A 26,086-nucleotide genomic window follows, 5' to 3' on the forward strand; every position below is an offset into this window, starting at 1 on the left:
ATATGTGTGCCTTCTTAGCAAAGAAAAAGCATTAAATCAGACGTAGCTTTAATGAGGCGTACGCCAGAAATAGGAGAGAGGTTTTGAAGTGTTAGTGGAAAATATATAAGAGAATTGGAAGAGGCAGCCCTGCAAAACCTTAATGGAGTGGCTAGGGTATCAAGGAGTGATGAGCGTCAGGGGAAGAGGAAAAACAAAAAAAGCCCAGCTACATTAGTAGCTGGGCTTTTAGTCACAACTGAGTGTGACTAAGCTTCTAGCTCTGCAAAGTAGTCGAAGATGACTGGAACGTCATTTTGACCAAGGCCTTTATCAACTGCTGCTTGTAGACTCTTAGAAGTGCCCTCTGCAATCAGGGAAGTTGTACCAAGCTCTTCGCATAGAGCAAGGAAGTAACCGAGGTCTTTGTTTGCGTTTGCAACAGAGAAGCCTAGTTTTTCTTCGCCATCTACGGCGTAAAACTTACAGAATTGCATAAATGGTGAGTTTGATGGTCCTGCAGACATGATGTCGAATAATTGTTGACCATCAACACCAGCACGTTTAGCAACAGCAAATGCCTGAGACATGGTTGCTACGGTTGTCATACCCATAAAGTTATTCACAAGCTTAGTTACGTGACCAGAGCCTAGTGCGCCAAGGTGGAATACGTTTTCACCTTGATCGTCCAGCACTGGCTTAACCTTATTGAATGTTTCGACGTCGCCTGCGGCCATGATGTTCAGTAAACCATCTTTTGCGTGGGCAGGTGTACGACCTAGAGGCGCATCAATCATACCAGCCCCTTTCTTAGCAAGGTCAGCGCCAATCTTCTTCGTTGAAGCTGGAATAGATGTACCGAAGTCGATGAGTGTTTTACCTTCTGACATGCCAGCTAGAACACCAGTGTCTCCGTAAACAACTTTTTCGACAACTTCAGATGTTGTTAGGCACAGCATCACGATATCACTTTTCTCTGCTAGCTCTTTACCTGAAGAAGCTTCAGAAGCGTTTCCACGAGCTAGTACTGCGTCAACAGCATCTTTATTGAGGTCCATTACAGCAACTTCGTAACCACGTTTCTGTAGGTTTTCAACCATGTTTCCGCCCATCAAGCCTAGGCCGATGAAACCAATGATAGGTTTAGTCATTTTAACTCCAAAAATACTATTGTATGATTATATTGCTTGTTAGTCATCATAATGACTATTGTGGCTTTTGCAATTGAAAATTATGAGCATAGCGGGCTTGGGATGAATTTTTTCTAAAAGTGAGATGTAAGTAAGGTTTGTGGGGGTTTTATTCATCAGTGTATATAAGAAAAGCGGATTCATCACGCTTCCATTTTATCGTGAACAAATCCTTTAGGAGGCTTAAATAACGTAAAAATAAGATTTATTGTAATACAAGTGATTTTGTTTCAGCTAGAGGAATACTGTCTATACCAAAAATGGGTGAAACGTTCCAGATGGGGTGAAAGGCGAGGTGGTATAAGGATAAGCCGCAGTACAAACATACTGCGGCCGTTATCAAATCAGTACTAAAGCGTACTTACTGATAGGTAAAAAGACTTATTGGTACTAAATGCCTAAAGCTTGACCACCACCAATTTGCAGTGTTTCTGCGGTAATGAATGATGCATCTTTACTTACCAGAAAAGAGATAGCAGAGGCGACTTCCTCTGGCTGACCTAGGCGTCCAAGCATAATACTGTCTGCCCAAGAAGCAAATACTTCAGGCTTGGTTGCTTTGATTTGAGCATGGAATGGTGTATCGATAGTGCCAGGAGATACTGCATTGACACGAATTCCAGCCGGAGCTAACTCTTTAGCTAAAGCGCGAGTTAATGTATGAACGGCGGCTTTTGATGTACCGTAAATACCTGCACCTGGACCACCTGCATTCCAAGCAGCGTTTGAAGTGAAGTTGATAATTGATGCATTATCAGACTTTCTTAGAAATGGAATCGCTGCGCGTGATACGAAGAATGCACTATCGAGGTTTAAAGCCATGACTTTACGGAAAAAATCAGTTTCCATACCTTCAATAGGACTACGACCACCAAGACCACCTGCGTTATTAACGACAACATCGATTTTGCCGTATTTTTCACCAATAGCATTGATGTTTTCATCGACGGCATGTTCATCTGTAACGTCAAAACCGTAGTATTCAGCCTCAATTCCTGCGTTATGTAGTTTGGAGACACACTCCGAACCTTTTTCATCTTCAATGCCGTTTAGAATGACCGTGTATCCATCCTGACCAAGACGCTTTGCTACTTGGAAGCCGATACCGCCAGTAGCACCAGAAATAAATGCAATTTTAGTAGACATAATGGTGTTCTCTCATGTTTGTAGAGTTGGAAAGGATTTTTATCGAACATAGAGTATTATTGTAATACAAATAGTTTTAATAAACAGAGAAACACCAACAATGAGAAGTCGATCACGTACTTTCTTTAGATGCTGACTCATCCAGTGGCATATATCGACTTTTACGGTCGTGCATGATTTGTATCTAGTCAGGATAATCGGGATATATAAACAATTGAGCATATAGCTGCCGGCTTAGCTCGTTGGGCTGAGGTTTGTTTCAAGTAGAAAGAAAGCTGATTAACCGTGGGTCTTTGTTGCCAAACTTATGATTTCATTCAGGCTTGCCAAGTGATGGTTGGAGAACTTTGTCGAGAGGTTGAGTTTTAAGCGGGTAGGGAACCTTTTTAGGATCTTAAGTCTTTCAAGGTCATTCTGAATAGCGAGGGACGAGCGTGATTTAGAATCTCTTGCCCGAGCACGCTGTTATGATATATGACGCCGTTTCGCCAAGCGTTATTTATCACCATTATTCTGAAGAGTCGAGTTAGGACCTATTGGATAATGATTTTGACTAAGCTGAGATAAAAATGCCCGCTAAATCAGCGGGCACTTTTGTTTGCGTCATTAATGATGCATGTGTTTTTCCATGTGGCCTTGTTTTTCAACCGCCATTTCTACTTCCACTTTACCCGCGTTTTTGAATGTTAACGTCATAGGGAAGCGGTCGCCTTCTTTAAGAGTTTGTGTTGGGTTAAAAATCATTAAATGGAAGCTGCCTGGCTTAAACAACACTGAGTCATTGGCTGGAACGCGCACTTCGTCAATCTTAATCATTTTCATCACACCATCTTCTTTCTTATGCGTGTGAATTTCGACATGCCCTGCGATTGGGCTTTCTGCTGCGATCAATGCATCTTCACTGTCACCGTGGTTGGTTAATTGAAAAAAACCACCGATAACAGGTGCGTTTGGTGGCGCTTCGCGGCTCCATGGATGGTCGATATGAATTTTTCCTGCTTCATAATCGTGCGCTAAACTCAGTGGGCTAGCGATGACAGCAATAAGCGCGATAGCGGCGGTTTTTAATGATTTAAGCATGTGTTTTTCCTTTTGAATTAATAGCTTCTCTGAATGGACAACAAACAGAGTCATCGTTATTTTTGAATAAAGTTGTCAATGATTAGATGCCTGTTAGGCAGGAAAAACACTCGGCGGAGAGTGCTTAGGCGCGATGTGTTTGTAAACGAGCTTATCGCATTTTGAAAAGTGATAAGTCGTCAGTGCATACTTTACTCGGCGCAGCCAATGGATGGTTGTCAGGTAAAGCCCAATCGCAACCAGAAGAAAGAATTGAACAGCTTGAAGAAGCGGACATTCAAACTGAAAGCCGTCGTGTAAGTTAAGATCTTGGATGAGCTTAGAAGAAGATTGAGCGTTAGCCTCAATCAACGTATTGATATCCACCCATTTGAAACCATCTGCGGTACACAGTAAAACCTTTTCACTTTGGACTTTGTTGAGCCAAGTTGTGCTGTGAACTTGTGTAGGGTTAAGAGCGGCTGTGGACGCTAAATACAACTGAAACAACACCGCGATAATAACCGCAATAGCGTGCAAGCGATGGTGTTTGTGCTGTATTAGAGTGTTTTCCATACAATTGAGTGCTTATCTTCTTCGGCGCGGGATACTAACAAATTAACCAAACAATGTAATTATCAGTTTACTAAAAGGTGATGCAAGTGTGCATTATTTGTTTTATTGCCTATTTTTAACGCTTTAATGTTTTGATTCGGCTGACATTCACAACCTCCAATTCAACTTGTCAGTCTTGCCTAGTCGCTTTTGAAGATACCGAATTAATCTCTCTTATATGCCACTGAAGCTTCGGTTAGTGGGTGTCGTGGTGGTGTTTTTACGTGCTAGATTTGGCTGATATCGATTCAAAATGCACACCGAATCTTCACTTGTTTTCCATTAACGGAATTATGACAGTAATTTAATAAAGGATACGGTATTCTGCGCCCCTTTGTACATGCCAGAAACGTCCGTCCTACTTAGTCGGAGGGGCGATTAATCTTAAGAAATTTCTCAAATGAAATACGAACAACAGATTGGATATCGATACCCTAAAGGTCGATTTGCCATGGTGAGTGTATATGCATTCACCGGTGCTGCGATTTTAGCATCGACTATTTTTTCTCTATTGCTGTTTTTGTCGATCGACGAAAACCCGATGATGCAAACCTTATTTGGTGGTTTAGCGATCATTTTTGAAGCGGGTAAATTTTACGCTTGGTATGAATACGGTGAGCGCCGAGCCCATCGCAACTACACAGGAGCAGCAACCGCTCTCGTGTTTTATTTAGTTTTAGCTGCGATTTCCATTGGCGGTAGTATTGGTGGGATTAATAGTGCAACCAATAGTGCACAAAGTCATATTTCGGTAGAGCAGGCGAAAGTGGAAGCGTTTAATCGTCAGATTGCGGCAATCGATAAGCAGATTGAGCTCAACAATATGGCAGCGCAGAAATACATCGAGATGGAGCGTATCGCGACTGGTGTAACTCGCATTCAGGATCAAAACAAAACCTTACGTGAAGAGCAGCAACGCTTGGCTATGGAGCGTGATAGTTTACCGCCGGTGACGCAAGGCTCAGTGATTGGTTTGATTGATAGTCTAGCTAACGCATTTGGTACCACCTCTCAGCAAGCTCAGCTTGGCTTGGTTGTATTTCTTTCGATTCTGTTGGACTTCTTTGCTGCATTTTTTGTTGGCTTGATTGGTGAAGAGCAACGGTTCCGATATTTCTATCGCAGAAATGAGGGCATGACATTGAAAACAGTTCGCGATATAGACCCAGCGCCTGCGGGTTATCTTCCTCATATAAAAGAGGAAGAAGAGCAAGAAATACCAGCTGCGCCGGAGCCAGAAGAACCAAAGGAACCGAAAACCTTGTTAGAGCAAGTTAGCGATGCACTTAAAACGCATCAAATTACGTGCACCAAAAAAGCCGTTGCTAAACAGTTTAGGCTGTCTGCGGAAGAGGTAGACAAGGTATTTGAAGAATTGGCAGAGCTCGGTTTAGTGGGGAAAAAAGCCAACCACCATTATCATTGGATAGGTGAAGCAGAAACCGCATAATTGGTTATCTATTAGAGATCGGAAAGAGCGTCAATCGGCGCTCTTTTTTGTATTAGCTCCCCATGAACTCGTTGTTAATTGTTAAATAAACTATGAGCAGTTGGTGATACAAACTACAAATTCATTTGGATATAAGTTGAGGTTAGATTTGAGATGTCCGAGACAGCTAGATATTCACGAGCAAGGTATATGTGTTTCAATACATAAATAATTTTCTATCACGGTACAGCGAATAATTCCGACGTCTCAATAGAGGGTATGAACTATGCGCATTCAGACGTTCAAGAGCTCTAAATCCCCGAGTCAAAAGGCTCTCTTTTTTTCATTAAAGAAGTCATGATAGCGGTCTCGTGCTCGAAGGTGAACGTTAGAAGATATTCGAACCGGCCTTACTCGCCAGATCAGTTATTAATAAACCAATAATAAAATAGGCACCAATTTGATGCCTTTGGTGATAGCTGGACAACCCGGTTCCACTAATCTCTTTCTGACTTAAAACGATACTGTTCCGACAAGCAGACCAGAAGGCCAACTAAAGCTGAGACTAAAACTACACACACTTGGTAGCTGGTTTTCTCTACATTAAGATCGTTCAAAATCTCGGTAGTCGCAATCATAGGAAGCGTTACCGTGATCAACAAGCTAAATAAGCGAGAAACCCTAGATTTCTTTCCATGTCGCTTGGTATAGAAGTAATGCGCGTAATCCGAGTACATGATAAACAAGGAAACTAAAAGACCCAGTATCCAAAACATAGCTTACAAATCCTCTATTCCAAGCATGTTACGTCGTAACAACTCTTTCTTTGCAGCTAGCGCATCTGCCTCGTTAAAGCCTTTGAGTACACTAGCGAGAATAACAGCTACAAAAAATGCTCTCGCGCCAGCTTGTTGTGCAGTTGATGAGAGGCTGAGTTTTTTGAAAGTCTCTTCAGCGATGTGCACTGAAGCCATTTCTTTAATCAATGCAGCCCCTTGACCTTTTGATAGTGCGTCTATAACAGCTGCCATAAAGCCGACCTCAAGTTTAATATCGATGGTGATAAACCATGTAGAAAGGAAATTTGCAACTGCTTTATGAGTATTAAAATACTGGCGCAGCTCACCATCTGATAGGCTCCAAGGGTTCCACATTGGCTTTGCAATACTTTGCGCTACCAGCATTTTAATCTTACCGAAAAATTTCGAACTCCCTAAAGCCTGTACCTGCTCAAGGACTTTTCTTTGGTCGAGTCTATTGAGCTGTCGATACAAAATGAGACCTGTGATTATAGGCAAAACCTTTTCTCTGTTGTTTCTGATGAACTCAAATCGACATCTAAGCCAGTCAGTACCGCCAATTGAACTACAGTTCGGTTTTTAGAGTCTGTTCACTATAACCTCTAACCATCGTTAAACCGATATAGTATGTGTACAATATAGGCAAGCAATCCGTATGCAATGCATTGCGCATTTAGTTAGACTCAAAGTCTCAAAGTTAGGAGAAACTATTACTAATTTTTGAACTTGTGTAGTAAAAATAGTGTGTGGTCAAATGCAGGTTTTTGAATATGAAAAACCAAGATTAGACGTGTGCTTCAAACAACTGGTAAATCACCACTTTATTCTAGGAAAATGTTTTCTACGCTCAAACATCTATGATGTAGGTATCAATCTTTATTGAGCTTTTTGGTTACGTCTTTCACCGTTTTCTTCTCTTTTTCCGGTGTCATTGCATCAACAGCTTTACCCGCCATCCCTTCATCTGGCAATTTGTCTTTTCCTGCATCAACTGCGGTATCTTTCAGTGCCTCTTTAGGCGTACAGCGACCCCCAACACCAACCACGGCTTTTGTCGCAGCGGCTTTAGCTGCCTTTTCTGCATCGCAGTCAGGATCCATAACGCTAGCTAAGCTCGTGGCTGAACCAAAAAACAAGATTAACAAAATGAGGTTGCGTTTTTTCATAGTTGTCACCAATGTTGTGAAACATAGGTAAAGTGTAACGGAGAGAAAAGGCTTTGGCTGAGAATTTGTTGGTTTGAGCTTGGGAAGCAAAGTAAGGTAAAAAGAAAAAGTGCCATCGAAGTGACACTTTTTCTTAAGCGTAGAAGGGATTAGTTGTCGTAAACGTCTAACTCCACTTCACGGGCAATATTTTGGTCGTTAATGATCACACCTTCGACTTCGACACGAGCACCATTTAGGTTAAGTTCTTCGATGCCTTGGAAGCGTGTTTGTGCATCAATCACAACGGTGGTGTTACTTAGTACTTGATCAGCATCATTCTCACAATGCTCAATTTCAAACACTCTTGAATCAGCATCGTAGTTTGATACATAGCCTTCACATTCAAACTCTTTACCCCGCCATTGGTTGTCATTGTCAAACTCCGACCGCTCAAATTCGATGACGGTAGCTGTGCGTTTGCCATTTTTCATCACAGAGGTCACTTCTACTTCTTGACCTTGTTTTAGGTTCGCTTTGCTGCCATCTTCAAATCGTGTTGCGTTATCGATGAAGAATGCACCTCGGTAGTTTAGTGAGAACTCACTGTAGTCATTTGCAACCCATGTGACGATGCCTTCCACATCGCTGTCATTGCTTATGACGTCGTAGCCTTCAACTTCTACCTCATTTGCCATGAAGATGCCGTTTTGCATTTCACCTTCTACTTCCACCCATTGGCCGATGCTAAGTTGGCTAATGTTGTCGTAAGATACGGTTATATTTGTACCAAGCTCAAACGTGCCAGCATTTTCATCGGTATTAGTAATGCGACCTTCCAGTTCGTAGTAGCTTCCAAGGGCTGGGTAATCGTTATCTACGTCGATTTCGACCACAGACAACACTCGATAACCCGCATCCGCAGTCGGCAAGGATGACACCATCACCCAGTCGTTGATCTCTATATCATCACTTAAACCGTCAAACTGCAGATCTACGCCGTTTACCGTAAATGTTTTCTTCACATGATCAATTGCTGTAACACGTCCAGTAATGGTTGGTTCAAGTGTGACTCGGACGCCATTGTCCGAAGCTTGCCGAATATCTGAACCCACGCGAACCACCATTTTTGGTTTTACATCGGCCAATTGCACTTGTGTGTCGTCATAAACCACCTCAGACACACGATACGTATGTCCATTGACGGTTAACGTGCTTTCTTCAGCGTTGACCGCTTCAACAGAGCCCATCGCTACACTTGGTTTCACTGTTGGTTGAGTTGGTGTGCTATCGCTATTGCTGCCACCACCTGAACCACCACAACCAGACAATGCCAAACCTACTACAGAAATAAGAGCGAGTTTTTTCATTGTATTAACCTCAATTTACGAGCGAGTTTAGGAAATTGCCTGTATCTTATTGGGCATATCGTGAAGAGATCGTGAAGAAATGTGATTTTATGAAAATTTTAATTGTAGATGACAACCATAACGTCTCGGAGACGATTGCAGACTATCTTGAGCTCGAAGGCATGATTATCGATTGTGCGTTTCATGGAGAGGCTGCGATTAAGTTAATCGAGGAAAATCATTACGATGTAATCATCATGGATATCATGATGCCGAAGCTCGATGGCATCAGTACGGTACAGAAGCTTCGACAAGATAAGTTATGTGGAACGCCAATTCTCTTCCTAACGGCAAAAGATACGCTAGATGACAAAATCGCGGCTTTTAAAGCGGGGGGAGATGATTATTTAATGAAGCCATTTGCGATGGAAGAGCTCAGTTTGCGTGTTCATGCTTTGGCTAATCGTGGTCCAAGACAAGATATCGGAACGCTCAAATTTGCAGATATTTGTTTAGATGCGCGTACAGGAAAAGTAACGAGAAAAGACAAAGAAATTAAGCTGAGTCGAATGCAAGCTAAAATTTTAAAATTGCTCCTCCAACGTGCTCCAGCAGCGGTCTCGCGCGCAGAAGTGATCGATAGTGTGTGGGGAGACGAACCACCGGGAAGTGATGCACTTCGTAGCCATATTTACGGTTTAAGAACCGCGTTAGACAAAGGTTTTGAAGAATCACGATTAGAGACTATTCATGGACAAGGTTACCGACTTAAAGCATAACGAATATCCAAGCATTTATCGCAAGATCCGTTGGGGTTTTGGGGTCATGACGTTTGTGATGTTTACTCTTTTTTGGTCGCTGATTTATGTGGCAGAAAACAAACTGGAAGTGCTGAGTTTACATCACTGGCTAGATACTGAAGCTGCGCTTTATAGTGAGAATTTCGAGAAACAGGGCTGGGATGCGCCATTGCCAAACGTATTGGAGTTCAACTCATATTGGAGTGAAGCACCGACACCCGATTGGTTGCTCTCTTTTACTTCACCTGGTTTTTACGAATACCTGCTTGGTGAAGAAGATAAACACTTTGTTGTATTGAAACACCCCTCAGGGAAGGGGCTTATGTACATTGTGTTTCAAGATGACTCAGATGATTACTTGGACGAATACGAAAGCTCGCTGCATCAGTTTACGCTGCTGCTCGGTGGTTTGTTTTCATTTGTCATGGTTGGGTATGGCATTTACATGGTTCGAATATTGTCTCGGCCATTAGCGCAAATTGAAGACAAAATTAGCCAAATGTCACCGGATCAACCCGCTTTCCAAGTTGAAACTAAGTTCAGCGAAACACGCCAGATAGAGCAGACTTTGCTGAATAATAAGAACGATATCGCGGGCTATTTCAAACGAGAACAAGAATTTAGCCGTTTTGCATCGCATGAGTTGAGAACGCCAATCATGGTGATTAAAGGCTCAACAGACATTCTGACGCGTATTCCTGATCAACCTCGAGTTGCGCAAAAAGCCATCACGAGGATGCAGTCAGCTTGTGACGAGATGCGTGTACTGACAGAAGCGTTTCTCTTACTTGGTAAAGAGAAAATAGAGCCTCAGCATTACGGAGAGCATCAGCTTCTCACTTGTTTACAAAAACAGTTGGAAGAGCTAGCGCCTTTATTTGCCAAGCAAGATTCGAACTACGCTTTGCACGAACAACATAGTGGTGTCGTGAATGCACCGGAGAGTTTTGTGACCATTGTTATCAACAATCTGATTAAAAACGCCTTTAGCTATAGTGTGGGAGATATTGAAATTGAGTTGAAAGGTCATGCGCTTAAGATCCTAAACCGTCACGATGGCAACGAGACGTACAACGCTGGTTATGGTTGTGGGCTTGTTATCGTACAACGAATATGTGAACGGATGGGGTGGGCGTTAGTAGTGGACGATGATGGTGTTCGATTTAGTGCAAAAGTGGAGTTCTGCTCTTAGCTTTGCGCGTATTGATTCAAGTGAGAATTAACGCTCTGGATTTTTCTTGTCGTACGCATCTAACCCGCAGTCAAACAAGAAAAAACTGGAATTTGGATTAGACTGAAGTTAGTGAAGCGGAAACTCGAGGAACCGTTATGCTCTCTTATCAGGTCAGCCGAAGTATTGAAATTAATAAGAATCAAAGTGAAATTATTGGCTATCTCAAGAACTTCAATAACTGGCCTAGCTGGTCACCATGGGTCATTCTTGAACCAAGCTGCGAGCTGACATTCAGTGATAATCAGGGCCACGTTGGAGCTGGTTATCAATGGAATGGTCAGCGTATTGGGACTGGCGCGATTGTACTGGAAAGTACTCAAGAGCATCGATTAGATATGGAGCTACATTTCTTTCGCCCAATCAAGAGCCATGGAAAGGTGACTCTAATCGTGACGCCGTCACAAAATGGCTGTTTAGTCGAATGGCAAATGCAATCTCGCGTCCCTTGGTATCTGTTCTTTCTGAAAAGTATGTTTAAGTCGATGATAGAGATGGATTATCAACGTGGGTTACGCATGCTTAAAAGTAAGCTTGAAACCGGAAGAGTGCATTCAGACTTAGCCGAAATTGGTAACCGAACGTTGCCTCAAATTCATTACATTGGGATCAAGGGTGTGGCTAGCTTGCAGGAATTAGGTTCGGTAATTGAGAAGCATGTTCAGCAACTAGAACAGTTAATTAGTGACGAAACCCTATCCGTGAATGGTGAATTGTTTTGTTATTACGAGTCGATGGATATGCAGAAAGGTACATTCGAGTTTATCACTTGCTTTCCTCTTCATAACTCAGTACCAGCGCCTCAAGGGGCGGTTACCGGTACCATTCCTGAGAGTGAAACATTTGTCGTTGAACACCGAGGTGAATATCAGTTTTTGGGAAATGCATGGGCGTTAGCGATGAACTTGGTTCGTCAGAGTGGTATGAAAGTCAAAACCAGTCCTTTAGGAATCGAACGCTATCTGAATAGCCCGAAGGAAACCACGGAAGAAGAGCTAAGAACGGAAATTATTTTGTTTAAGAAATGACAGGCGCAGGCGAGTAGGGTGTTTAGGTATCATACTAGTTATGCGAAATGTTACTAAAGAATAATAGCGTATCTGTTCCTACCCATAAAAATGCCTCAGCAATCGCTGAGGCATGGTTTTACAGGCCAACTTCTCTTGTTAGAGAATTATTGTGCACGGTATTTACCGCTGTTTAGTTCAATTTTAGACGCTTTTACCCGGGTGTCTGCGTTTAGGTAGTCGCTAATACTTAGCAGATCTTGATCTTGAGATGCTTTTAACACCGCTGATTCCCCCTCTGCGAAGATAACTTCTAATTTTAACTCTTTGGCGACTGCTTTCGCTTCGTTAGGATTGTTTACGGTGATATAAACCAGTCCAGTGGTTTTGGATACGTTACTAAACGCATTCTTAAACACCTCATCACCCGCTTGAAGTTTTACGTCTTCAGATAGGGTTCTAACAGTGCCAGTTTGCACTTTTCGATAATCTTGGCCATTAATCTCAACCGCTTCTGATGGCACAAACAGTTCTGGTGCAGGTTGTTGAGAGAGCTGTTGCTCAGCGTATACACTCGACGTCATGATAACGAGAGCCAGCATAGAAAATGATTTGTATTTCATGTTATTGACTCCTTAGTGTCCAAATATGCGCATCGACCAGTTCTTAATAACACCGGGCTGAGCGTTGTTTGCCATCGGAACGTCATAGATGGTGGAAGAGTTGAAATATGCAATGTAAGAATAGACTTCATCGCCGTTCGTATCTATTGCTCGCAACGTCCATTCGCCTTTTGCATCTTCGCCATAAAATTGGTTGGACAACATTAATTGATCTTTGTAGCCTGTAATCGTTGGATCAAGAGATTGACCAACAAGACCATTGCGCGGTGTTTGCAAAACGGAACGAGTCCCTGATGGCGAAATGAGCTCGATAGCTAAGTCGGGCAGACGAGCGTGGTCCAATGTCAATGTCACTTGAACGGATTCTACTGTCAGCTCATCGGCAATGGCGATACTTGAAGAACCACCAACTAGACTTGCATCGGGTACACTTACTTCTGTAGCGTTATTAACCCATGGCGTAATGACTTGAGCTGGTAAAACACGATTCGTCATGCGAGCACGTTGAATCGCTTCATCTAAATCTACAGCGCCGAAGCCATAAAAAGTATGGAAATCTACGCCTGCTGCGTTTTTCTGCCAAGGGGCAATTGCCTCGTAGCTAACCTGTTCACCTTTATGGTTAGTAAATTCAAGCTGTACGCCTGGATGCGCTTTATCCGTTACTTTTGCTGTCTCCGCTAGTAAAGCACGTACATCACGAGCAGAAAGTGCGTGGTTGGTTGACATGATTGCCGCGATGGCACCCGATGTGTTTGGCGCAGCCGATGAGGTTCCGTTCATCGTACTGGTATAGTTACAGTTCGGGTCGAGATCCGTTCCGCCGTGTAACCCATTAATGCCAAGGCCTTCACTGGTATTTTGCCCTTCTTCACAACCCATTAAATCAGTGGTGACCATAGCAGGGAAATCTTGCCCATATTCACCTGCTGGTGCTGCAACCCACACGTTCGAACCCACCGATGAGTAACTCGCTCGCGTACCATCCGCTCGTAGTGCACTAGTGACTAAATTGAAGTAATTGGCGTTATCATAAGACTGAGCAGAGTTGTGCATCGGTAAGCCTTGATTGTCTCCACCAGCAAAGAAGTTACTTGGCAATACGAAGAATCGCCCTGCATTGAAATAGCGGTAACCATTACCTGCTGACTTTACAAATACAGCACCTCGACCCCAGGCGTTACTCTCGCTGACGTTTTTCATCACGTCCATTTCAAGTTTTAGTTGAGGGTCGCTTTCATCAAAAGTAATCGGGTTTATAGGGCTGAAACCGTAACTTTGGTTAAATACGCGAACATCGCGTGTTGCTGGGTCCATGCCATGGGAGATTAACCAACCTTCTAATGTCTGGTTGGCTAACCAGTTAAAACCAATGAGGGAAGAGTGAGAAGCGACACCGCGTCCGCCTTCACCGTTGTTGCCGACGGCGCTAATCAAACCGGCTACAGCAGTGCCATGACCATTAGTATCAACCGGATAACTTGATGGGAATGAAGAGTCTTCGACGAAGTTTCTGCTACCTGTAACTATATTACCTGCAAGGTCGGGGTGATCGATCTGCACTCCAGAATCAATGACGGCAACTTTCACACCAACACCTGCAATCCCCATTGCCTGAGTGAGCTTAGTGTTTAAGTCGTTCCCAGCAACAGCAGGATTAGCCGCAAACGCAGTTTGCCCCGTGTTGTCTAAGTGCCATTGTTCAGAATAGAGTGGATCAAACGCCGAGACGGCAGGTGCAATGCCTACTGCCAACATAGCTGCAAATAGGCGATTAATGCGTATTTCCATTTTTGACCTCATGTCTTTGTTTGGAATTTTTTAGTTCCTGTTTCATATTCCGCTAACAGGAACAAACAAAGCTAACGACAAAGAATAAGGACGAAAACCATTTACAACTTGTTTACATTAAAAGTTCGATGGACAACATAAGTCTTTGTTAATTTACTGAAACCATGAGGTTTTTATATGTCGCATCGAACATGCATGAAAAATGAAAAGCAGAAAATACGAGTGTACCGTCTGCTTCAAGATGGTGGGTTATTTAGTTGAAGCGGGTTGAATAGTTGCGATTGGTTTCTTGGGTTCGGCTTTTTCCTTAGGCAGCACGTTATCAATCCACTTTTTAATGTACAACTTATCGAATTCTTTATCACACCACTTTTTGTTTAATCCACGTCGATTGAACTCAGCACCAATCGCCACTTTGGTTTGGTTAGTTGCACGGTTGTAGTAGAGAGTTTCACATAGTTGAGTGTTACTCATTTGCTGGGCATATACGTTGACACTGCTGCTGCGCATTCCCAGTTGAGATGCTTGCTGATTACTGCACGCCATAAGAAATAGAGGCGCAAAAGTAATAATGATTAGATTTTTTTTCATGTGTGCTTTTTTATGATGTAGGGTGAATGATGAACTGGTTTCTGCCAGCTTGCTTCGCATCATACAAAGCTTGGTCTGCCAAGAAAAACCACTGATCCCATTCTTGTTTAATTGTTTGTGCCGACAGTTTGTCCACTGCTCCAAGGGAAATTGTCGCGCTTAATGGTTTAGAGTCAACCACCAATGGTGTGTTTTCAACAGTATATCTCAATCGCTCCAAAAACTTAGCGCAATCTTCAACTCGCTGTACTTCGAATAATAGGACAAACTCTTCTCCACCCCAACGAATGAGTAGGTCACCAGAGCGGGTGGATTCATTAAATAGCGTGGCAATATGAGTCAGCATTTTATCGCCAATATCGTGTCCATATTGATCATTAAAGGTTTTAAAATGATCGACATCTAAAACGGCTAAGGCAAATGTTCTATCTGGGCTTCTACGAGCCATTTTGTCCAACCAAATGTGAAGATAGCGACGGTTATGCAGTTGAGTTAATGGATCGGTAGTATTTTCTTGAGTGAGTGCTTTATTAATACGTCTAACGCGCAGTACGTAACGAAAACCAACGACTCCAATTGCCGCAATAGCGATAAAGTAGAACATTTCTCGATAGCGCTGTGAACGCAGCTCAGAGGCTTGTAGCGCATTTTTTGTTTCTAGCAATTTGAGTTCTTTCTGGGCTAACTTAGCTTCGAGGTCAAACTTAATGTTAATCATCTCTTCACCATGAATATGATGAGAAAACTCAGCCTCTAGCTCTCTTAATTGGGTTAAATAATGAAAAGCCGCTTCATAGTCATTAAGAATTTGATGAGCGTTTACCAGTACCGAAAGCATATCAATACGCTGACGCAGCTCTAATTCACTGGTTGATTTGGTTTGTTCTAGAACGTTAAGTGCTGTTGTAATAGCTTTATCGTATTGTTTGTTTGCGAGGTAAGCCTCTGCAAATGCCTCGTAACAAGACGTTTTTAGCATTTCTAGATTTTTTGGAATGGGCAGGTCAACGCAACGTTGTGCTACCATTAATGCATCATCAATTTTTCCTACCGAGCTCAACATTTGTGAAAAGCTGGATAAAGAGTGGTGCTTGACTGTGTCAGACCCCGTTTGCATTGAAAGTCGAATGGCTTCATTGAAATAATATTCCGCTTTTTTGTTATCTCCGAGGCTCGAGTGAACGATGCTAAGGTTTGCGTAGATAACCCCCATAAAAAAGCTATTATCGTATTGATATTCGCTCTCTAGGTAAGTGTCGAGAGCTTGCGTTAGGTAACTGTTGGCCCGAGCCCAATCTGATGCGTCGATGTAGACCGTCCCAATGTTGTTCAGTGTCATCGCGACTTGTATTTCAAACACTGTTTTTTCTAATAACTCATAGGCATTGCGATAATATTTTAGGCCACTGCGTAGTTGATTTCGAGATACTTCTAGATTGCCTAACCAGCGGTAAGCACGGCCTTCTAATGCTAGATAACCAAGATCACGGGCTGTAGAAACAACGTCATGGAGTAACAATTCTGCGTTCCAGTTATCGTCTTGCTCAATCATTGTTACAGCCTTATTGAGCTGTGCTTCAGCGACGACCCATTCCAAATGGTGCTTTTTACCGAATTCGATTAAATCGGGCATATCTTTCGGTAATGGAACACCTTCGTAACGCTTAAGGTACTTTCGTGCAAAGTAATACAGAGCAAGAGACTCTGCTGATGCATTCTGTGGCGTATTTAACTCATCTTTTTGAATTGATCGCGGCTTACCCATCGAGCGAAAGTAGAGTTTTAACATGGGCTTGCTTTCTGCTGAAATGTGTTCTTCCAGATAAGCTTGCTTTTCGGTACTCGCCAGTACGTTGGTCGGATGCAAGAAAAGTCCAAGTGCAGTACAAAGTGCGCAAGCCAGTTTTTTAATTGAGAAGTGCATGAGCGTATTAATAAAATGTGATCTCTTAGCCGAATACCAGTTAAGTCTACCATTTCTTGTTGGTTAAGTGCGGATGGATTCCCAGTGGTAAAGTGTTTTGGGAGTGAGAGACGAGAAGGCTCTCTATAATATTATGATTTATAAAACAAAATCTATTGAAAACTTATGCAATGATTAGACGATGGTATAGACAAGGTAACGATGACAGGTAGGCGAGCATATTGGGTGGACTCAATCTAATGATTCAAGCCGCGGATTCATCGCTCAAAATCATGGCGAAGTGTAAAAAATTACGTTTCTGTCATAAATATTTAATGTTTGTATGGGTTGTTAAAAAACTGGATATTAGACATAGTGTTATTAAGCCAATAAAAAATGGCTTTTATAATAAATAGGAGATTAACTATGCATAATGAAATGATTCAACCTTCGCACTTCGGTATTATCGGCCGGACCTGCATCGCTTCAGTACTTATGATTGCGGGTGTTTTCGCTCTTATTTAAGAGTCAAGGGTAACGATGATTACCTTTTAAAGAGTAAGAAAATTCAGGGAATCACCTTAACCTTGTGTAAGGTATTCCCCTGAAAATCCAAGCTAGTCTTTAGTTATTAGCTGAAGAAGCTAAAAATCAATGCACTTACCGCCACAATGCCTGCTGCTAGAACAAAGTAAGTAGAGACATTTCCTCGATATTGTTTCATCGCCTCGATTTTATACACCGCTAACATTGGCATAATAAATAAGATCATTGCAATAACAGGCCCTGACAATGCTTCCATCATACCAAGAATACTTGGGTTCATGATCGCCGCCGCCCAGATTGAGAAGAACAGTGCTGCCACGCTGATACGATCAACACGCTTCTCAGATAGGTTAAAATGCTTGGTAATTAAACCATTTAAGCTTTCACGCGCACCTAAAAAATGCCCAAGGAAAGATGAAGTGATAGCAACAAACGCTACTAAAGGACCAAGTGTTGCAATAAATGGATTATCGGTTGCGTTCGCTAAGTAAGACAATACGGATACGTTTTGTTCTTTTGCTTGAGCCAATTGTTCAGGTGACAGTGTTAGCACACAGGAAAATACAAAAATAAGAACAAAGGCAATAAGCATGATGCTAGTGCGACGAAGAATAACTTCGGATTTGGCATCTGCCTGCTTACCATAATGGCGACGTTGTACATTTGCAAAGCTTGAAATTGCAGCTGCGTGACTAAACGAGAAAATCACTACAGGAACTGCTAACCACATAGTGCTAGCAAAAGCTGACGCTTCTGGCATATCCATGACAGGCATGGTCCAGTTCGGTATTAAGTAAAATGATAGAAAGGCAAGAATGGCAACAAGTGGGAACACCATAATGGCAAAGGCCCGTAGCATTACTTTTTCACCCGCCATCATAATAGCAATTAGTGCAAACACTAGTACGCCAGAAAGCAAAGGTCTAGGTAAAGAAGCCATATCAGCCTGATTTACCATGAAGCTATCTACTGTGTTTGTTATTCCAACCCCATATATCAACAGGATCGGGAAGATCGAAAGAAAATACAGCAGTGAAATAGAACGACCTGCTTTTGCGCCGAAGTGCTCTTCCACTACATCAGTGAAGTCTGCGTTTTTGATCTTAGAAGATAGTACAAAACGAGCTAAGCCACGGTGCGCAAGATAGGTCATTGGAAAAGCAAGTACTGCCATCGCGACTAAAGGCCAAAAACCACCAATCCCAAGGTTAATTGGCAGAAACAGGATGCCTGCGCCAACGGCTGTTCCAAATAGGCTAAGAACCCAATGTGTATCATGTTTTGACCAAGCTGTGGTTGTGTTTATTTCACTAGGATTTAAGGCATTTCGAGATTCTTTCACTTTAAAACTCGCTTTTATAAAAATAATAATGCTGAAAATGGTAAAGGTTTTAGTGTTTATTATCACATGCGAAGCTTGGTGAATAATGCTGTGGATTTGGGGTGGTTGTAAATTATCCAACTATGAATTTTTTAATAAACCAGAATAAAGTTCTTAATTTTAATGATCTTAATGGTTGTATGTTTTGAAATTTTCATCTTGTATGGTTTTTGATTTTGCGGTTAAAACTTAATCACGGATGTATGTTCTAAGTGAGTTAGGCCTAATTTTCAGGAAGAATATTACATTTCTTAAGCACTTAATTGAGATGTTTGTGTCCCGTCATTTAGATGAGATTTAGGTATACTGCTGCCATTCATGTTAAAGAAGGAGTCATTGAATGGACATCTTGTCTGCGCAAAAAGAGGACTTATTTGCCATATATAAGCTCGAAAATACTTTATTTGGAGAACACGCCTATCCTCAATTTTTCTTTCGGCAAGCTTTTGATTGTTGGGGAGAGAGTTTACTGGTAGCAAAAGAGGGAGAGCAGGTCGCAGGGTATATATTGCTAACGACTAGCACAAATGCACATCAATATTGGATCATGTCATTGGCCGTCGATATTCAACATAGAGGTAAAGGTATTGCGCGTTCCCTCCTAGAAAACGTTATTGCGTCGTTGACGTTAGGCTCAAGCGTGAAATTGACTGTCGATCCTAAGAACCAACCTGCATTGTCTTTATACCTCTCCCTTGGCTTTAAAACGTTAGAAGAAGAAGCGCATTATTTTGGTGACGAAGAATCCAGGTTAGTTATGGAATTAGTAAAGTAATACTGCACGATAATGACCGAAATTTGCACACAATCAGTGCGTAGCATTACGTTGCTATAATTGGTTTTAAGCTAACCCTTTGTATAGTAAGGGTTTTTAATCTTGGCACCTCACTTGCTTTACATAAACGTTCATCGATAACTCGATGCGCCGCTCTTAATAGCAGGCGAGAGCGGTATAGGGTATTACTTTTTGAAAATGTACTAACAGCGTTAAAGGCATTGCTGCCTCTCTCGATTCGGGAGAGGCTTTTTTTTGCTAGTAAGTTGGGCTGAATCACACTGGAGGTGTTATGTCGCAAGGATGCAAAAAAACCACTTGTCCCTATTGTGGTGTTGGATGTGGTGTCGAGGTCAATGCGAAAGGAATCGTTGGGGATGCGTGTCATCCTGCAAATGCGGGCTCACTGTGCGTAAAGGGCGTCGCGTTGGCAGAGAGCTTGAATATGCCTTCGCGCTTGCTGTATCCAAAGCTTGTCACCAAGCAGCGACCTCAAGGGCAAGAAGTACAATGGCAACAAGCCACGGATCTGATTGCAGAAAAGATTCATCAAGCGAAAGCAGAGTTTGGGTCGAATTCCGTCGCGATGTATGTGTCAGGCCAGTTGTTGACGGAAGACTATTACGTCGCCAACAAACTCATGAAAGGCTATGTTGGCAGCGCAAACATCGATACGAACTCCCGTTTGTGTATGTCTTCGGCGGTTGCGGCTCATGTACGAGCATTTGGTGAAGATGTCGTTCCCGTCAATTACGACGATATTGATAAGACTGAGCTATTGATAATTTGCGGTGCTAATACCGCTTGGACGCATCCTGTTTTATTCCGACGTATTCAACAAGCGAGAGAAAGCAATCCTAACCTCAAGCTGGTGGTCATTGACCCGCGTGAAACGGTCACCGCGCAGCAAGCCGATTTGCATCTACCGATTAAAAACGATGGGGATGTATCACTTTTTAATGGGCTGCTTAAGTTTCTTATTGAGCAGCAATGCGTTGATTCTCAATACATAAATTCCTATACCGACGGGTATGATGCGCTTGCAGAAGAAGCTTCTGATTTGCGTTACGATGTCACTAATCTAACGTCTTCCATTGGCATTTCAGAAGAAAAACTCACGACATTCTTCCAATGGTTTGCGCAAAGCCCAACAGCAATCACGCTGTTTTGCCAAGGGGTAAACCAAGCCGAAAATGGCGTAGACAAAGGCAATGCAATCATTAATGCACACTTGGCGACAGGTAAAATTGCCAAGTCAGGTTGCGGGCCGTTTTCTATTACAGGTCAACCGAATGCAATGGGTGGGCGAGAAGTCGGTGGATTGGCCAACCAGTTAGCGGTTCATCGTGCTTTTGACGCAGAGTCTATCAAGCAAGTGCAGGCGTTCTGGGATTCACCAGAAATTGCCACTCAGCCCGGTTTAAAAGCCGTTGAACTGTTTGAGGCGGTAGAACGTGATGAGATTAAAGTTCTGTGGATCATGGCAACCAATCCTGTTGTCTCTTTGCCAGATAACCAATTGGTAAAACGAGCACTAGAGATTTGTCCGTTTGTGATTGTTTCCGATATCACCGCGGATTCGGATGTTGCGCATTACGCGGACCTATTGCTGCCCGCCGCTGGTTGGGGGGAGAAGCAAGGCATGGTGACCAACTCTGAGCGTCGACTTTCAAGGCAGCGCCAGTTTCAAACGCCTCCGGGTGAAGCAAAATCAGATTGGTGGGCGATAAGCCAAGTCGGACAAGCTCTGTGTGCATTGGAAAAGACACAAAATGGTTTTGCATTTACTTCTGAGCGGGCGGTATTCAGGGAATATGCGGCTATGACAGGCATGAATGCAGATTCACCTTTGAAGCTAGATCTTTCTCAATACGCGAACTTAACCGAGCAAGAATACGAAGAGTGGGTACCGACACAATGGGGAGGAGAGCGTCCTTTTTCTGATGGAATCTATTCGCACCCAGATGGAAAAGCGCGTTTTGTCGTGACCAGTGAATCTCCAACACGTTTAGAGAGAACAAAAGGCTGGTGGCTCAATACGGGTAGGCAACGCGACCAATGGCATACCATGACGCGCACAGGGCATATCGTACACCTTGCCGCCTCTGAGTTAGAACCAACCGTGTACATGAACACACTCTCTGCCACTCAAAATTGCTTAAAAGCAGGACAACTCACCAAGCTGTTTCAGCCTACTTCAAACACCGTTATATATGCCAAAGTTGCCATTGATGAAGGTTTGGGTTTTCAGGAGCTGTTTATGTCAATGCACTGGGCGGGTCGATATGGCGGTGAAAGCAGTGTTAACGCGATAGTAAACAGCGCAAAAGACCCTATTTCCGGACAGCCTGCGTTTAAGTCGTCTTATGTTGAAGTGCAAGATGCGGCGGTAAAAACCTACGGTATGTTCATTGGTACACAGTTTGATTCCGGTAAATTTCTCTACAGCGCATTTCAAGCAGAAAGCAATTTGGGCATTTGGCGCTTTGCACACGATAAGCGACCAAAGAAGCAGAGTTTTTGTCGAACGGAAAAGAGCCGCAGAATTACGATAGATATTGCCCAAGGTTGGCTAGCCGTGGATTACGACCTTGTTGGAGACGTTCGTATCATTCGCTCTGTTTTGGTGGTGTCTAGTGAACCGATTCAAACCGACTACACCAACTTTACCGGCTTGATTGGCAAACCGATGGAGCTATCGCAACTGCTTACCATCACTCAATCGCAAAGCAGTGCCAAACTGGTTTGTAGTTGTTTCCGGGTTACTGATAAACAAATACATGACGCGATGGAGAAGCAAGACTGCACTTCACTGACTCAACTTCAAAACAAACTCAAATGCGGCACTAACTGTGGCTCGTGCGTCTCTCAAATCAAACAAATGGTCGACAGCCATCAGCATCAAAAGGGCAAACAGCAAGCGAACCAGCAAAGTCTGGCTATTCAAATAAAGTAAGTCATAAAGAGGATAAGCACATGGAAGCGCCTTATCAAAAGTCTTGGTTTAAGAAAGGACAAGCGAGTCAGAAACAAGAACGCTCGTCTCGCTTTTCTAAGCATGACCAAGCAAGCAAACTGAACCAACTTTTAGAAGACCATTCAATAGACCTCGACGCGAACCACAAAGGTTTTGTCTCGATTGTCGGAGCAGGGCCGCACGATCCTGACTTGTTAACCGTGAAGGCAGTGAAAGCGATTATGTCGGCAGAGATTCTGCTGTACGACCGTTTGGTTAACAAAGATATTTTGGAGTTGGCTCCGCCACAAGCCGATTGGATTTACGTGGGCAAACGATGCGGACAACCTAGTATTGGTCAGGAAGAAATTTGTGACTTGATGGTATCGCTCGCTCAACAAGGAAAGCGAGTTGTGCGCTTAAAAGGGGGAGATCCTTTCGTATTTGGCCGTGGAGGCGAAGAAGCATTAGCGCTCGTCAAACACTCAATCGCGTACGAAGTCATTCCCGGCATTACCGCTGCGATTGGATGTTCAGCAAACAGCTTGATTCCGCTGACTCATCGTGGCGTTGCTCGCAGCGTTACCTTTGTGACGGGGCAAGTGGTTACAGGCGCATTTGAAGCGTGGAGCCAACTGATGCAAAGCGGACAAACGTTAGTCTTCTATATGGGGTTAGAAAAGTCATCGCAAATACAAACGGGTTTAATAGGCTCTGGTTTAAGAGTAGATTTCCCTGTCGCGATCATCACTCATGGTTGCAGTCCTCAACAACAAGTTCATGTTACCCAACTCAATCAGCTCAATGATTTATCGATTACACTTAAAGGCGTGAGCCCAGCATTGATTGTGATGGGAGAAGTTGTCAAACTGCGCGAACAACTAATAGAAACCGTACAGTCAGTGACGGAATACGAGGGAATATGAGCAGCATTTTGGAATGTATTAGAACAGTCGGTCGTGGCGAACGTGGTAGAAAACCACTGAACTTTGACCAAGCGTTTCGAGTTATGGATGAATACCTAAACGGTGAGTGCGACGACGATCAGATGGCGATGTTATTGATGCTGATCCGCGTACAGAACGAGACTCAACAAGAAATCGCTGGCTTTGTGAAAGCATTCCAATCCCGCATGCCTGCTATTGGTGCAGACATTGACTGGCCATGTTATGCAGGCAAACGTGAAGCGGCAGGTCAGCCTTGGCACCTGTTGGCGGCGAAGATCCTCGCCGATAATGGCCATAAAGTGCTGATGCACGGCTATCACGATCGCCAATCTGGACGTTTACACGCAGAAGATTACCTCGACAAGTTTGCTATCGAGAAAGCGGAATCAGCAGAAGAAGCAAAGCGTGTCTTAGAAACGCAAAACATCGTGTATCTGCCGCTCAGTGCGTTCGCTCCTCAAGCAGAAACCATGATCGGTTGGAAGAATCGTTATGGGCTTAGAACGCCGATTAATACCGTGGTTCGTGCATTGAATCCGGGGCAGGCGACGGTTGGTATTCGTGGTAGCTTCCATCCTGGGTTTCAACAACTTCATGCTGAAGTCGAATACGAGATTGGTCAAACCGCTCATGCCGTTGTGTCATTCAAAGGACAATCGGGTGAGTCAGAATACAACCCGAAAGTAAGTCAAACCGTATGGTTAAGCCAAACAAGCGGCGTGACATCGCACTACTGGACGGAGCAAATGCTGTCTGAGGTACCAATGCCTGCGAATTGCCCATTTGGGACGTCAGAAGACGACATGAATCAAATGGTGAATACGGTTCTTGCCACCATGACAGTGGTGCTATTTGCACAAATGCACGACAGAGAAAAAGCATTCGAACGAGCCTTCTCTTACTGGCAAGCCTATTGCGCCCAGCAATGACGCACTATTGTCAATTAATGTAAAACCAACGACGCAAAGTTGTTGAATCTGAATCCATTATCTATTGTTTGAAGAAGGTAAAAGATCCTAGCTCGCCAATGATGTGTTTCACCACCTTGCTTCGTATCAGAGTGGTGAAACCGCAGTTTTAGCCTCAATCGCGTTCGTTTTTAGCTTCGCGTTTGAGAATGAGAAAATCCCATATGGTAAGACACAGAGGACATGGATAATGGTTCTAAAGCATACCACTCCTAGTGAAAAGGCTTCTCACCCGATCCCGCAAGAAGCCTTCGATTGGTACGACGAATACGCCCACGGAAAAATCACGCGCCGTGAGTTTCTTAATAGGCTGGGTGGCCTTGCTGTGCTCGGCTTTAGTATGACAGCACTGGTCGATGCGTTAACCCCGAATTACGCACTCGCAGAACAAGTTTCATTTAACGATCCTGACATCAAAGCAACTTACGAAACCTTTCCATCTCCAAATGGGCATGGAGAAGGGCGTGGTTATTTGGTGATGCCACAGAAGAAGACCTTGAAATCGCCGACCGTGTTGGTGATTCATGAAAACCGAGGTCTGAACCCTTATATCAAAGATGTCGCAAGACGACTTGCAAAAGACGGCTTTATTGCTTTCGCTCCAGACGCGCTTTATCCACTCGGCGGCTATCCGGGGAACGACGATGAAGGTCGCGCGATGCAGAAAGAGATGGACAGAGCCAAGATCGAACAAGACTTTATTGCAGCCGCTAACTTCCTCAAACAATACGAGGGTGGCAACGGTAAATTGGGCGCGGTTGGATTTTGCTTCGGTGGATACATTGTCAATATGCTTGCAGCGGTAATGCCTGAAGAACTCGATGCAGGTGTGCCTTTTTATGGAACACCAGCGGCGCAAGAGATCCAAAAGCAAGTCAAAGGACCGTTGATGATTCATTTTGCAGGGCTCGATAAGCGTGTTAACGACACATGGCCTGCCTATGAGCAGCAGTTAATCGCGACCGACGCACAGTATCAAGCGTTAATGTATGAAAACGTCAACCACGGCTTCCATAACGACTCAACGGCACGCTACGCACCGGAAGAAGCAGCGCTCGCTTGGGAACGTACACTCGGCTTCTTCAAAGAACATCTTGCCTCTAGTTAAAACGCTTCAGCTTTAGTTGGCACATTCCTTGTTATGTCTCTCTTAGTGAGTGAGATATAAACAAGGAATGTGCATGACTCAATCAACGTCAAAAACACCCATCATAGTATGCTGTGATAGCCTCCAAGAGCAGGCTCGATTGTCCGGCTTATTGAGCAAAGATTACGACAACATCATCGGCTGCCAATTGGCACAACTAGAAACGTTAATGCAACGAGAACCGTCGGCAAGCGTTGTGGTTGGATGGCAGCAACCAACCGCGGAACTGCGTTTGATCGTCGATTTCTGCCGCAGAAAATCGGCACCACTTCTTATCGTCTTAAAGCAGTTATCATCTAATGATATCAATCGGTTATCAGAAAAAATGGACTATGTACTCATGCCGCATGATAGTGAGTTTGCACTTCAACCTTGGATTGAGCATGCGGCATTAGTGAGAGCGAAATTCGAAAGTATGCAATCGGAAATTGAATCGCTGACCCACAAGATTGAAGAGCGCAAGCTGGTGGAAAAAGCCAAAGGTCTGCTGATGAAGATGCACAGCGTTGATGAAGATCAGGCTTATAAAGCGCTTAGAAATTCGGCCATGCAATCGAGCCAAACGCTCGCACAAGTTGCCAAGAATTTGATAACTACTTTGGAAGTGTTGGATTAGTTGCTCTACCACTTTGGGGTTAGGGTGCGTTTTCTAACGTGGTGCGTGTTGCACTATCAGCAAGCAATAACAGGGAATTAGAAACGGTAGAA

General features: G+C 43.5%; 23 protein-coding genes. 10 read left to right on the forward strand and 13 right to left on the reverse strand.

Translation table 11 applies throughout. The annotated features are described in order from the left end of the window. Window positions 1-248 precede the first annotated feature (248 nt). The 4 genes from R7Q48_RS16230 to R7Q48_RS16245 all read right to left on the reverse strand — a co-directional run bounded on the left by R7Q48_RS16230 (window position 249) and on the right by R7Q48_RS16245 (window position 3,950). On the reverse strand, window positions 249-1,145 hold the full coding sequence (locus R7Q48_RS16230; RefSeq protein ID WP_372051950.1) for an NAD(P)-dependent oxidoreductase: 897 nt from the start codon (window positions 1,143-1,145) through the stop codon (window positions 249-251). 414 nt (window positions 1,146-1,559) lie between these two features. Further along, window positions 1,560-2,315, reverse strand: a complete 756-nt coding sequence (locus R7Q48_RS16235) for an SDR family NAD(P)-dependent oxidoreductase (protein WP_017821229.1) — start codon at window positions 2,313-2,315, stop codon at window positions 1,560-1,562. Between the two features lie 606 nt (window positions 2,316-2,921). Next, window positions 2,922-3,395 (reverse strand): copper chaperone PCu(A)C, encoded by a 474-nt coding sequence (locus R7Q48_RS16240; protein WP_005375841.1) that lies wholly within the window; start codon window positions 3,393-3,395, stop codon window positions 2,922-2,924. Between the two features lie 93 nt (window positions 3,396-3,488). Then, window positions 3,489-3,950: a hypothetical protein gene (locus tag R7Q48_RS16245; protein ID WP_005388493.1), complete on the reverse strand. Its 462-nt coding sequence runs from the start codon at window positions 3,948-3,950 to the stop codon at window positions 3,489-3,491. A 439-nt stretch (window positions 3,951-4,389) separates the two neighbouring features. On the opposite strand from R7Q48_RS16245, the gene R7Q48_RS16250 reads away from it, so the two are divergent. After that, window positions 4,390-5,439 carry a Preprotein translocase subunit SecY gene (locus R7Q48_RS16250; protein WP_213874008.1) on the forward strand — a complete coding sequence of 350 codons (1,050 nt, stop codon included), beginning with the start codon at window positions 4,390-4,392 and terminating at the stop codon, window positions 5,437-5,439. A gap of 476 nt (window positions 5,440-5,915) precedes the next feature. Here R7Q48_RS16250 and R7Q48_RS16255 read toward each other — a convergent pair whose 3' ends face one another. From R7Q48_RS16255 to R7Q48_RS16270, 4 genes are all read right to left on the reverse strand, one after another. Further along, entirely contained in the window at window positions 5,916-6,194 is a 279-nt protein-coding gene (locus tag R7Q48_RS16255; RefSeq protein ID WP_080996836.1) for a hypothetical protein, read from the reverse strand. A 3-nt stretch (window positions 6,195-6,197) separates the two neighbouring features. Continuing rightward, the gene (locus R7Q48_RS16260; protein WP_318132381.1) at window positions 6,198-6,716 is read right to left on the reverse strand and encodes a hypothetical protein; all 519 of its coding nucleotides are present in this window, start codon (window positions 6,714-6,716) and stop codon (window positions 6,198-6,200) included. A gap of 371 nt (window positions 6,717-7,087) precedes the next feature. Next, window positions 7,088-7,384, reverse strand: a complete 297-nt coding sequence (locus R7Q48_RS16265; protein WP_017634219.1) for a hypothetical protein — start codon at window positions 7,382-7,384, stop codon at window positions 7,088-7,090. Between the two features lie 149 nt (window positions 7,385-7,533). Next, window positions 7,534-8,733: a DUF5666 domain-containing protein gene (locus R7Q48_RS16270; protein WP_213874014.1), complete on the reverse strand. Its 1,200-nt coding sequence runs from the start codon at window positions 8,731-8,733 to the stop codon at window positions 7,534-7,536. 89 nt (window positions 8,734-8,822) lie between these two features. Here R7Q48_RS16270 and R7Q48_RS16275 point away from each other — a divergent pair, with 89 nt between their 5' ends. The 3 genes from R7Q48_RS16275 (at window position 8,823) to R7Q48_RS16285 (ending at window position 11,771) form a co-directional block, all read left to right on the forward strand. Continuing rightward, a complete protein-coding gene (locus R7Q48_RS16275) occupies window positions 8,823-9,491 on the forward strand; it encodes a response regulator transcription factor (RefSeq protein WP_130545584.1) in 669 nt (222 codons plus the stop codon). Further along, complete coding sequence (locus R7Q48_RS16280) at window positions 9,463-10,704, forward strand: HAMP domain-containing sensor histidine kinase (protein WP_318132382.1); 1,242 nt, start codon at window positions 9,463-9,465, stop codon at window positions 10,702-10,704. The genes R7Q48_RS16275 and R7Q48_RS16280 overlap by 29 nt, the downstream gene beginning before the upstream one ends. Window positions 10,705-10,841: 137 nt before the next feature. After that, on the forward strand, window positions 10,842-11,771 hold the full coding sequence (locus tag R7Q48_RS16285) for an SRPBCC family protein (RefSeq protein WP_151515497.1): 930 nt from the start codon (window positions 10,842-10,844) through the stop codon (window positions 11,769-11,771). Between the two features lie 146 nt (window positions 11,772-11,917). Here the strand turns inward: R7Q48_RS16285 and R7Q48_RS16290 are convergent, their stop codons facing one another. From R7Q48_RS16290 to R7Q48_RS16310, 5 genes are all read right to left on the reverse strand, one after another. Further along, a complete protein-coding gene (locus R7Q48_RS16290) occupies window positions 11,918-12,373 on the reverse strand; it encodes a hypothetical protein (protein ID WP_256902656.1) in 456 nt (151 codons plus the stop codon). Between the two features lie 12 nt (window positions 12,374-12,385). Further along, window positions 12,386-14,164, reverse strand: a complete 1,779-nt coding sequence (locus R7Q48_RS16295) for a S8 family peptidase (protein ID WP_213874016.1) — start codon at window positions 14,162-14,164, stop codon at window positions 12,386-12,388. Between the two features lie 249 nt (window positions 14,165-14,413). Beyond that, window positions 14,414-14,755 (reverse strand): hypothetical protein, encoded by a 342-nt coding sequence (locus R7Q48_RS16300; protein ID WP_025767691.1) that lies wholly within the window; start codon window positions 14,753-14,755, stop codon window positions 14,414-14,416. Window positions 14,756-14,765: 10 nt separating this feature from the next. Continuing rightward, complete coding sequence (locus R7Q48_RS16305) at window positions 14,766-16,679, reverse strand: tetratricopeptide repeat-containing diguanylate cyclase (protein ID WP_130545588.1); 1,914 nt, start codon at window positions 16,677-16,679, stop codon at window positions 14,766-14,768. Between the two features lie 610 nt (window positions 16,680-17,289). After that, window positions 17,290-18,546 carry an aromatic amino acid transport family protein gene (locus R7Q48_RS16310; protein ID WP_086047610.1) on the reverse strand — a complete coding sequence of 419 codons (1,257 nt, stop codon included), beginning with the start codon at window positions 18,544-18,546 and terminating at the stop codon, window positions 17,290-17,292. 379 nt (window positions 18,547-18,925) lie between these two features. Between R7Q48_RS16310 and R7Q48_RS16315 the strand changes: the two genes are divergently transcribed. The 6 genes from R7Q48_RS16315 to R7Q48_RS16340 all read left to right on the forward strand — a co-directional run bounded on the left by R7Q48_RS16315 (window position 18,926) and on the right by R7Q48_RS16340 (window position 25,994). Further along, window positions 18,926-19,360, forward strand: coding sequence for a GNAT family N-acetyltransferase (locus R7Q48_RS16315; RefSeq protein WP_017634213.1), 435 nt, complete (start codon window positions 18,926-18,928; stop codon window positions 19,358-19,360). Between the two features lie 292 nt (window positions 19,361-19,652). Then, window positions 19,653-22,316, forward strand: a complete 2,664-nt coding sequence (locus R7Q48_RS16320) for a nitrate reductase (protein WP_256902657.1) — start codon at window positions 19,653-19,655, stop codon at window positions 22,314-22,316. A gap of 20 nt (window positions 22,317-22,336) precedes the next feature. After that, window positions 22,337-23,242: a uroporphyrinogen-III C-methyltransferase gene (cobA, locus tag R7Q48_RS16325; protein WP_213877423.1), complete on the forward strand. Its 906-nt coding sequence runs from the start codon at window positions 22,337-22,339 to the stop codon at window positions 23,240-23,242. Then, window positions 23,239-24,192 carry a glycosyl transferase family protein gene (locus R7Q48_RS16330; RefSeq protein ID WP_213877421.1) on the forward strand — a complete coding sequence of 318 codons (954 nt, stop codon included), beginning with the start codon at window positions 23,239-23,241 and terminating at the stop codon, window positions 24,190-24,192. Before cobA ends, R7Q48_RS16330 begins: the two co-directional genes overlap by 4 nt. Before the next feature lie 229 nt (window positions 24,193-24,421). Beyond that, window positions 24,422-25,339 carry a dienelactone hydrolase family protein gene (locus R7Q48_RS16335; protein WP_005375880.1) on the forward strand — a complete coding sequence of 306 codons (918 nt, stop codon included), beginning with the start codon at window positions 24,422-24,424 and terminating at the stop codon, window positions 25,337-25,339. A gap of 73 nt (window positions 25,340-25,412) precedes the next feature. Then, entirely contained in the window at window positions 25,413-25,994 is a 582-nt protein-coding gene (locus R7Q48_RS16340; protein ID WP_005375883.1) for an ANTAR domain-containing response regulator, read from the forward strand. The last annotated feature ends 92 nt before the right edge of the window (window positions 25,995-26,086 follow it).

The organism is Vibrio sp. 378 (assembly GCF_033339435.1).

Coding starts and splice junctions, on each gene's coding strand:
- R7Q48_RS16340 (WP_005375883.1), top strand. CDS start 25,413: ATGACTCAATCAACGTCAAAAACACCCATCATAGTATGCTGTGATAGC.
- R7Q48_RS16250 (WP_213874008.1), top strand. CDS start 4,390: ATGAAATACGAACAACAGATTGGATATCGATACCCTAAAGGTCGATTT.
- R7Q48_RS16320 (WP_256902657.1), top strand. CDS start 19,653: ATGTCGCAAGGATGCAAAAAAACCACTTGTCCCTATTGTGGTGTTGGA.
- R7Q48_RS16280 (WP_318132382.1), top strand. CDS start 9,463: ATGGACAAGGTTACCGACTTAAAGCATAACGAATATCCAAGCATTTAT.
- R7Q48_RS16270 (WP_213874014.1), bottom strand. CDS start 8,733: ATGAAAAAACTCGCTCTTATTTCTGTAGTAGGTTTGGCATTGTCTGGT.
- R7Q48_RS16330 (WP_213877421.1), top strand. CDS start 23,239: ATGAGCAGCATTTTGGAATGTATTAGAACAGTCGGTCGTGGCGAACGT.
- R7Q48_RS16290 (WP_256902656.1), bottom strand. CDS start 12,373: ATGAAATACAAATCATTTTCTATGCTGGCTCTCGTTATCATGACGTCG.
- R7Q48_RS16335 (WP_005375880.1), top strand. CDS start 24,422: ATGGTTCTAAAGCATACCACTCCTAGTGAAAAGGCTTCTCACCCGATC.
- R7Q48_RS16255 (WP_080996836.1), bottom strand. CDS start 6,194: ATGTTTTGGATACTGGGTCTTTTAGTTTCCTTGTTTATCATGTACTCG.
- R7Q48_RS16240 (WP_005375841.1), bottom strand. CDS start 3,395: ATGCTTAAATCATTAAAAACCGCCGCTATCGCGCTTATTGCTGTCATC.
- R7Q48_RS16235 (WP_017821229.1), bottom strand. CDS start 2,315: ATGTCTACTAAAATTGCATTTATTTCTGGTGCTACTGGCGGTATCGGC.
- R7Q48_RS16275 (WP_130545584.1), top strand. CDS start 8,823: ATGAAAATTTTAATTGTAGATGACAACCATAACGTCTCGGAGACGATT.
- R7Q48_RS16245 (WP_005388493.1), bottom strand. CDS start 3,950: ATGGAAAACACTCTAATACAGCACAAACACCATCGCTTGCACGCTATT.
- R7Q48_RS16315 (WP_017634213.1), top strand. CDS start 18,926: ATGGACATCTTGTCTGCGCAAAAAGAGGACTTATTTGCCATATATAAG.
- R7Q48_RS16285 (WP_151515497.1), top strand. CDS start 10,842: ATGCTCTCTTATCAGGTCAGCCGAAGTATTGAAATTAATAAGAATCAA.
- R7Q48_RS16265 (WP_017634219.1), bottom strand. CDS start 7,384: ATGAAAAAACGCAACCTCATTTTGTTAATCTTGTTTTTTGGTTCAGCC.
- R7Q48_RS16300 (WP_025767691.1), bottom strand. CDS start 14,755: ATGAAAAAAAATCTAATCATTATTACTTTTGCGCCTCTATTTCTTATG.
- R7Q48_RS16295 (WP_213874016.1), bottom strand. CDS start 14,164: ATGGAAATACGCATTAATCGCCTATTTGCAGCTATGTTGGCAGTAGGC.
- R7Q48_RS16305 (WP_130545588.1), bottom strand. CDS start 16,679: ATGCACTTCTCAATTAAAAAACTGGCTTGCGCACTTTGTACTGCACTT.
- cobA (WP_213877423.1), top strand. CDS start 22,337: ATGGAAGCGCCTTATCAAAAGTCTTGGTTTAAGAAAGGACAAGCGAGT.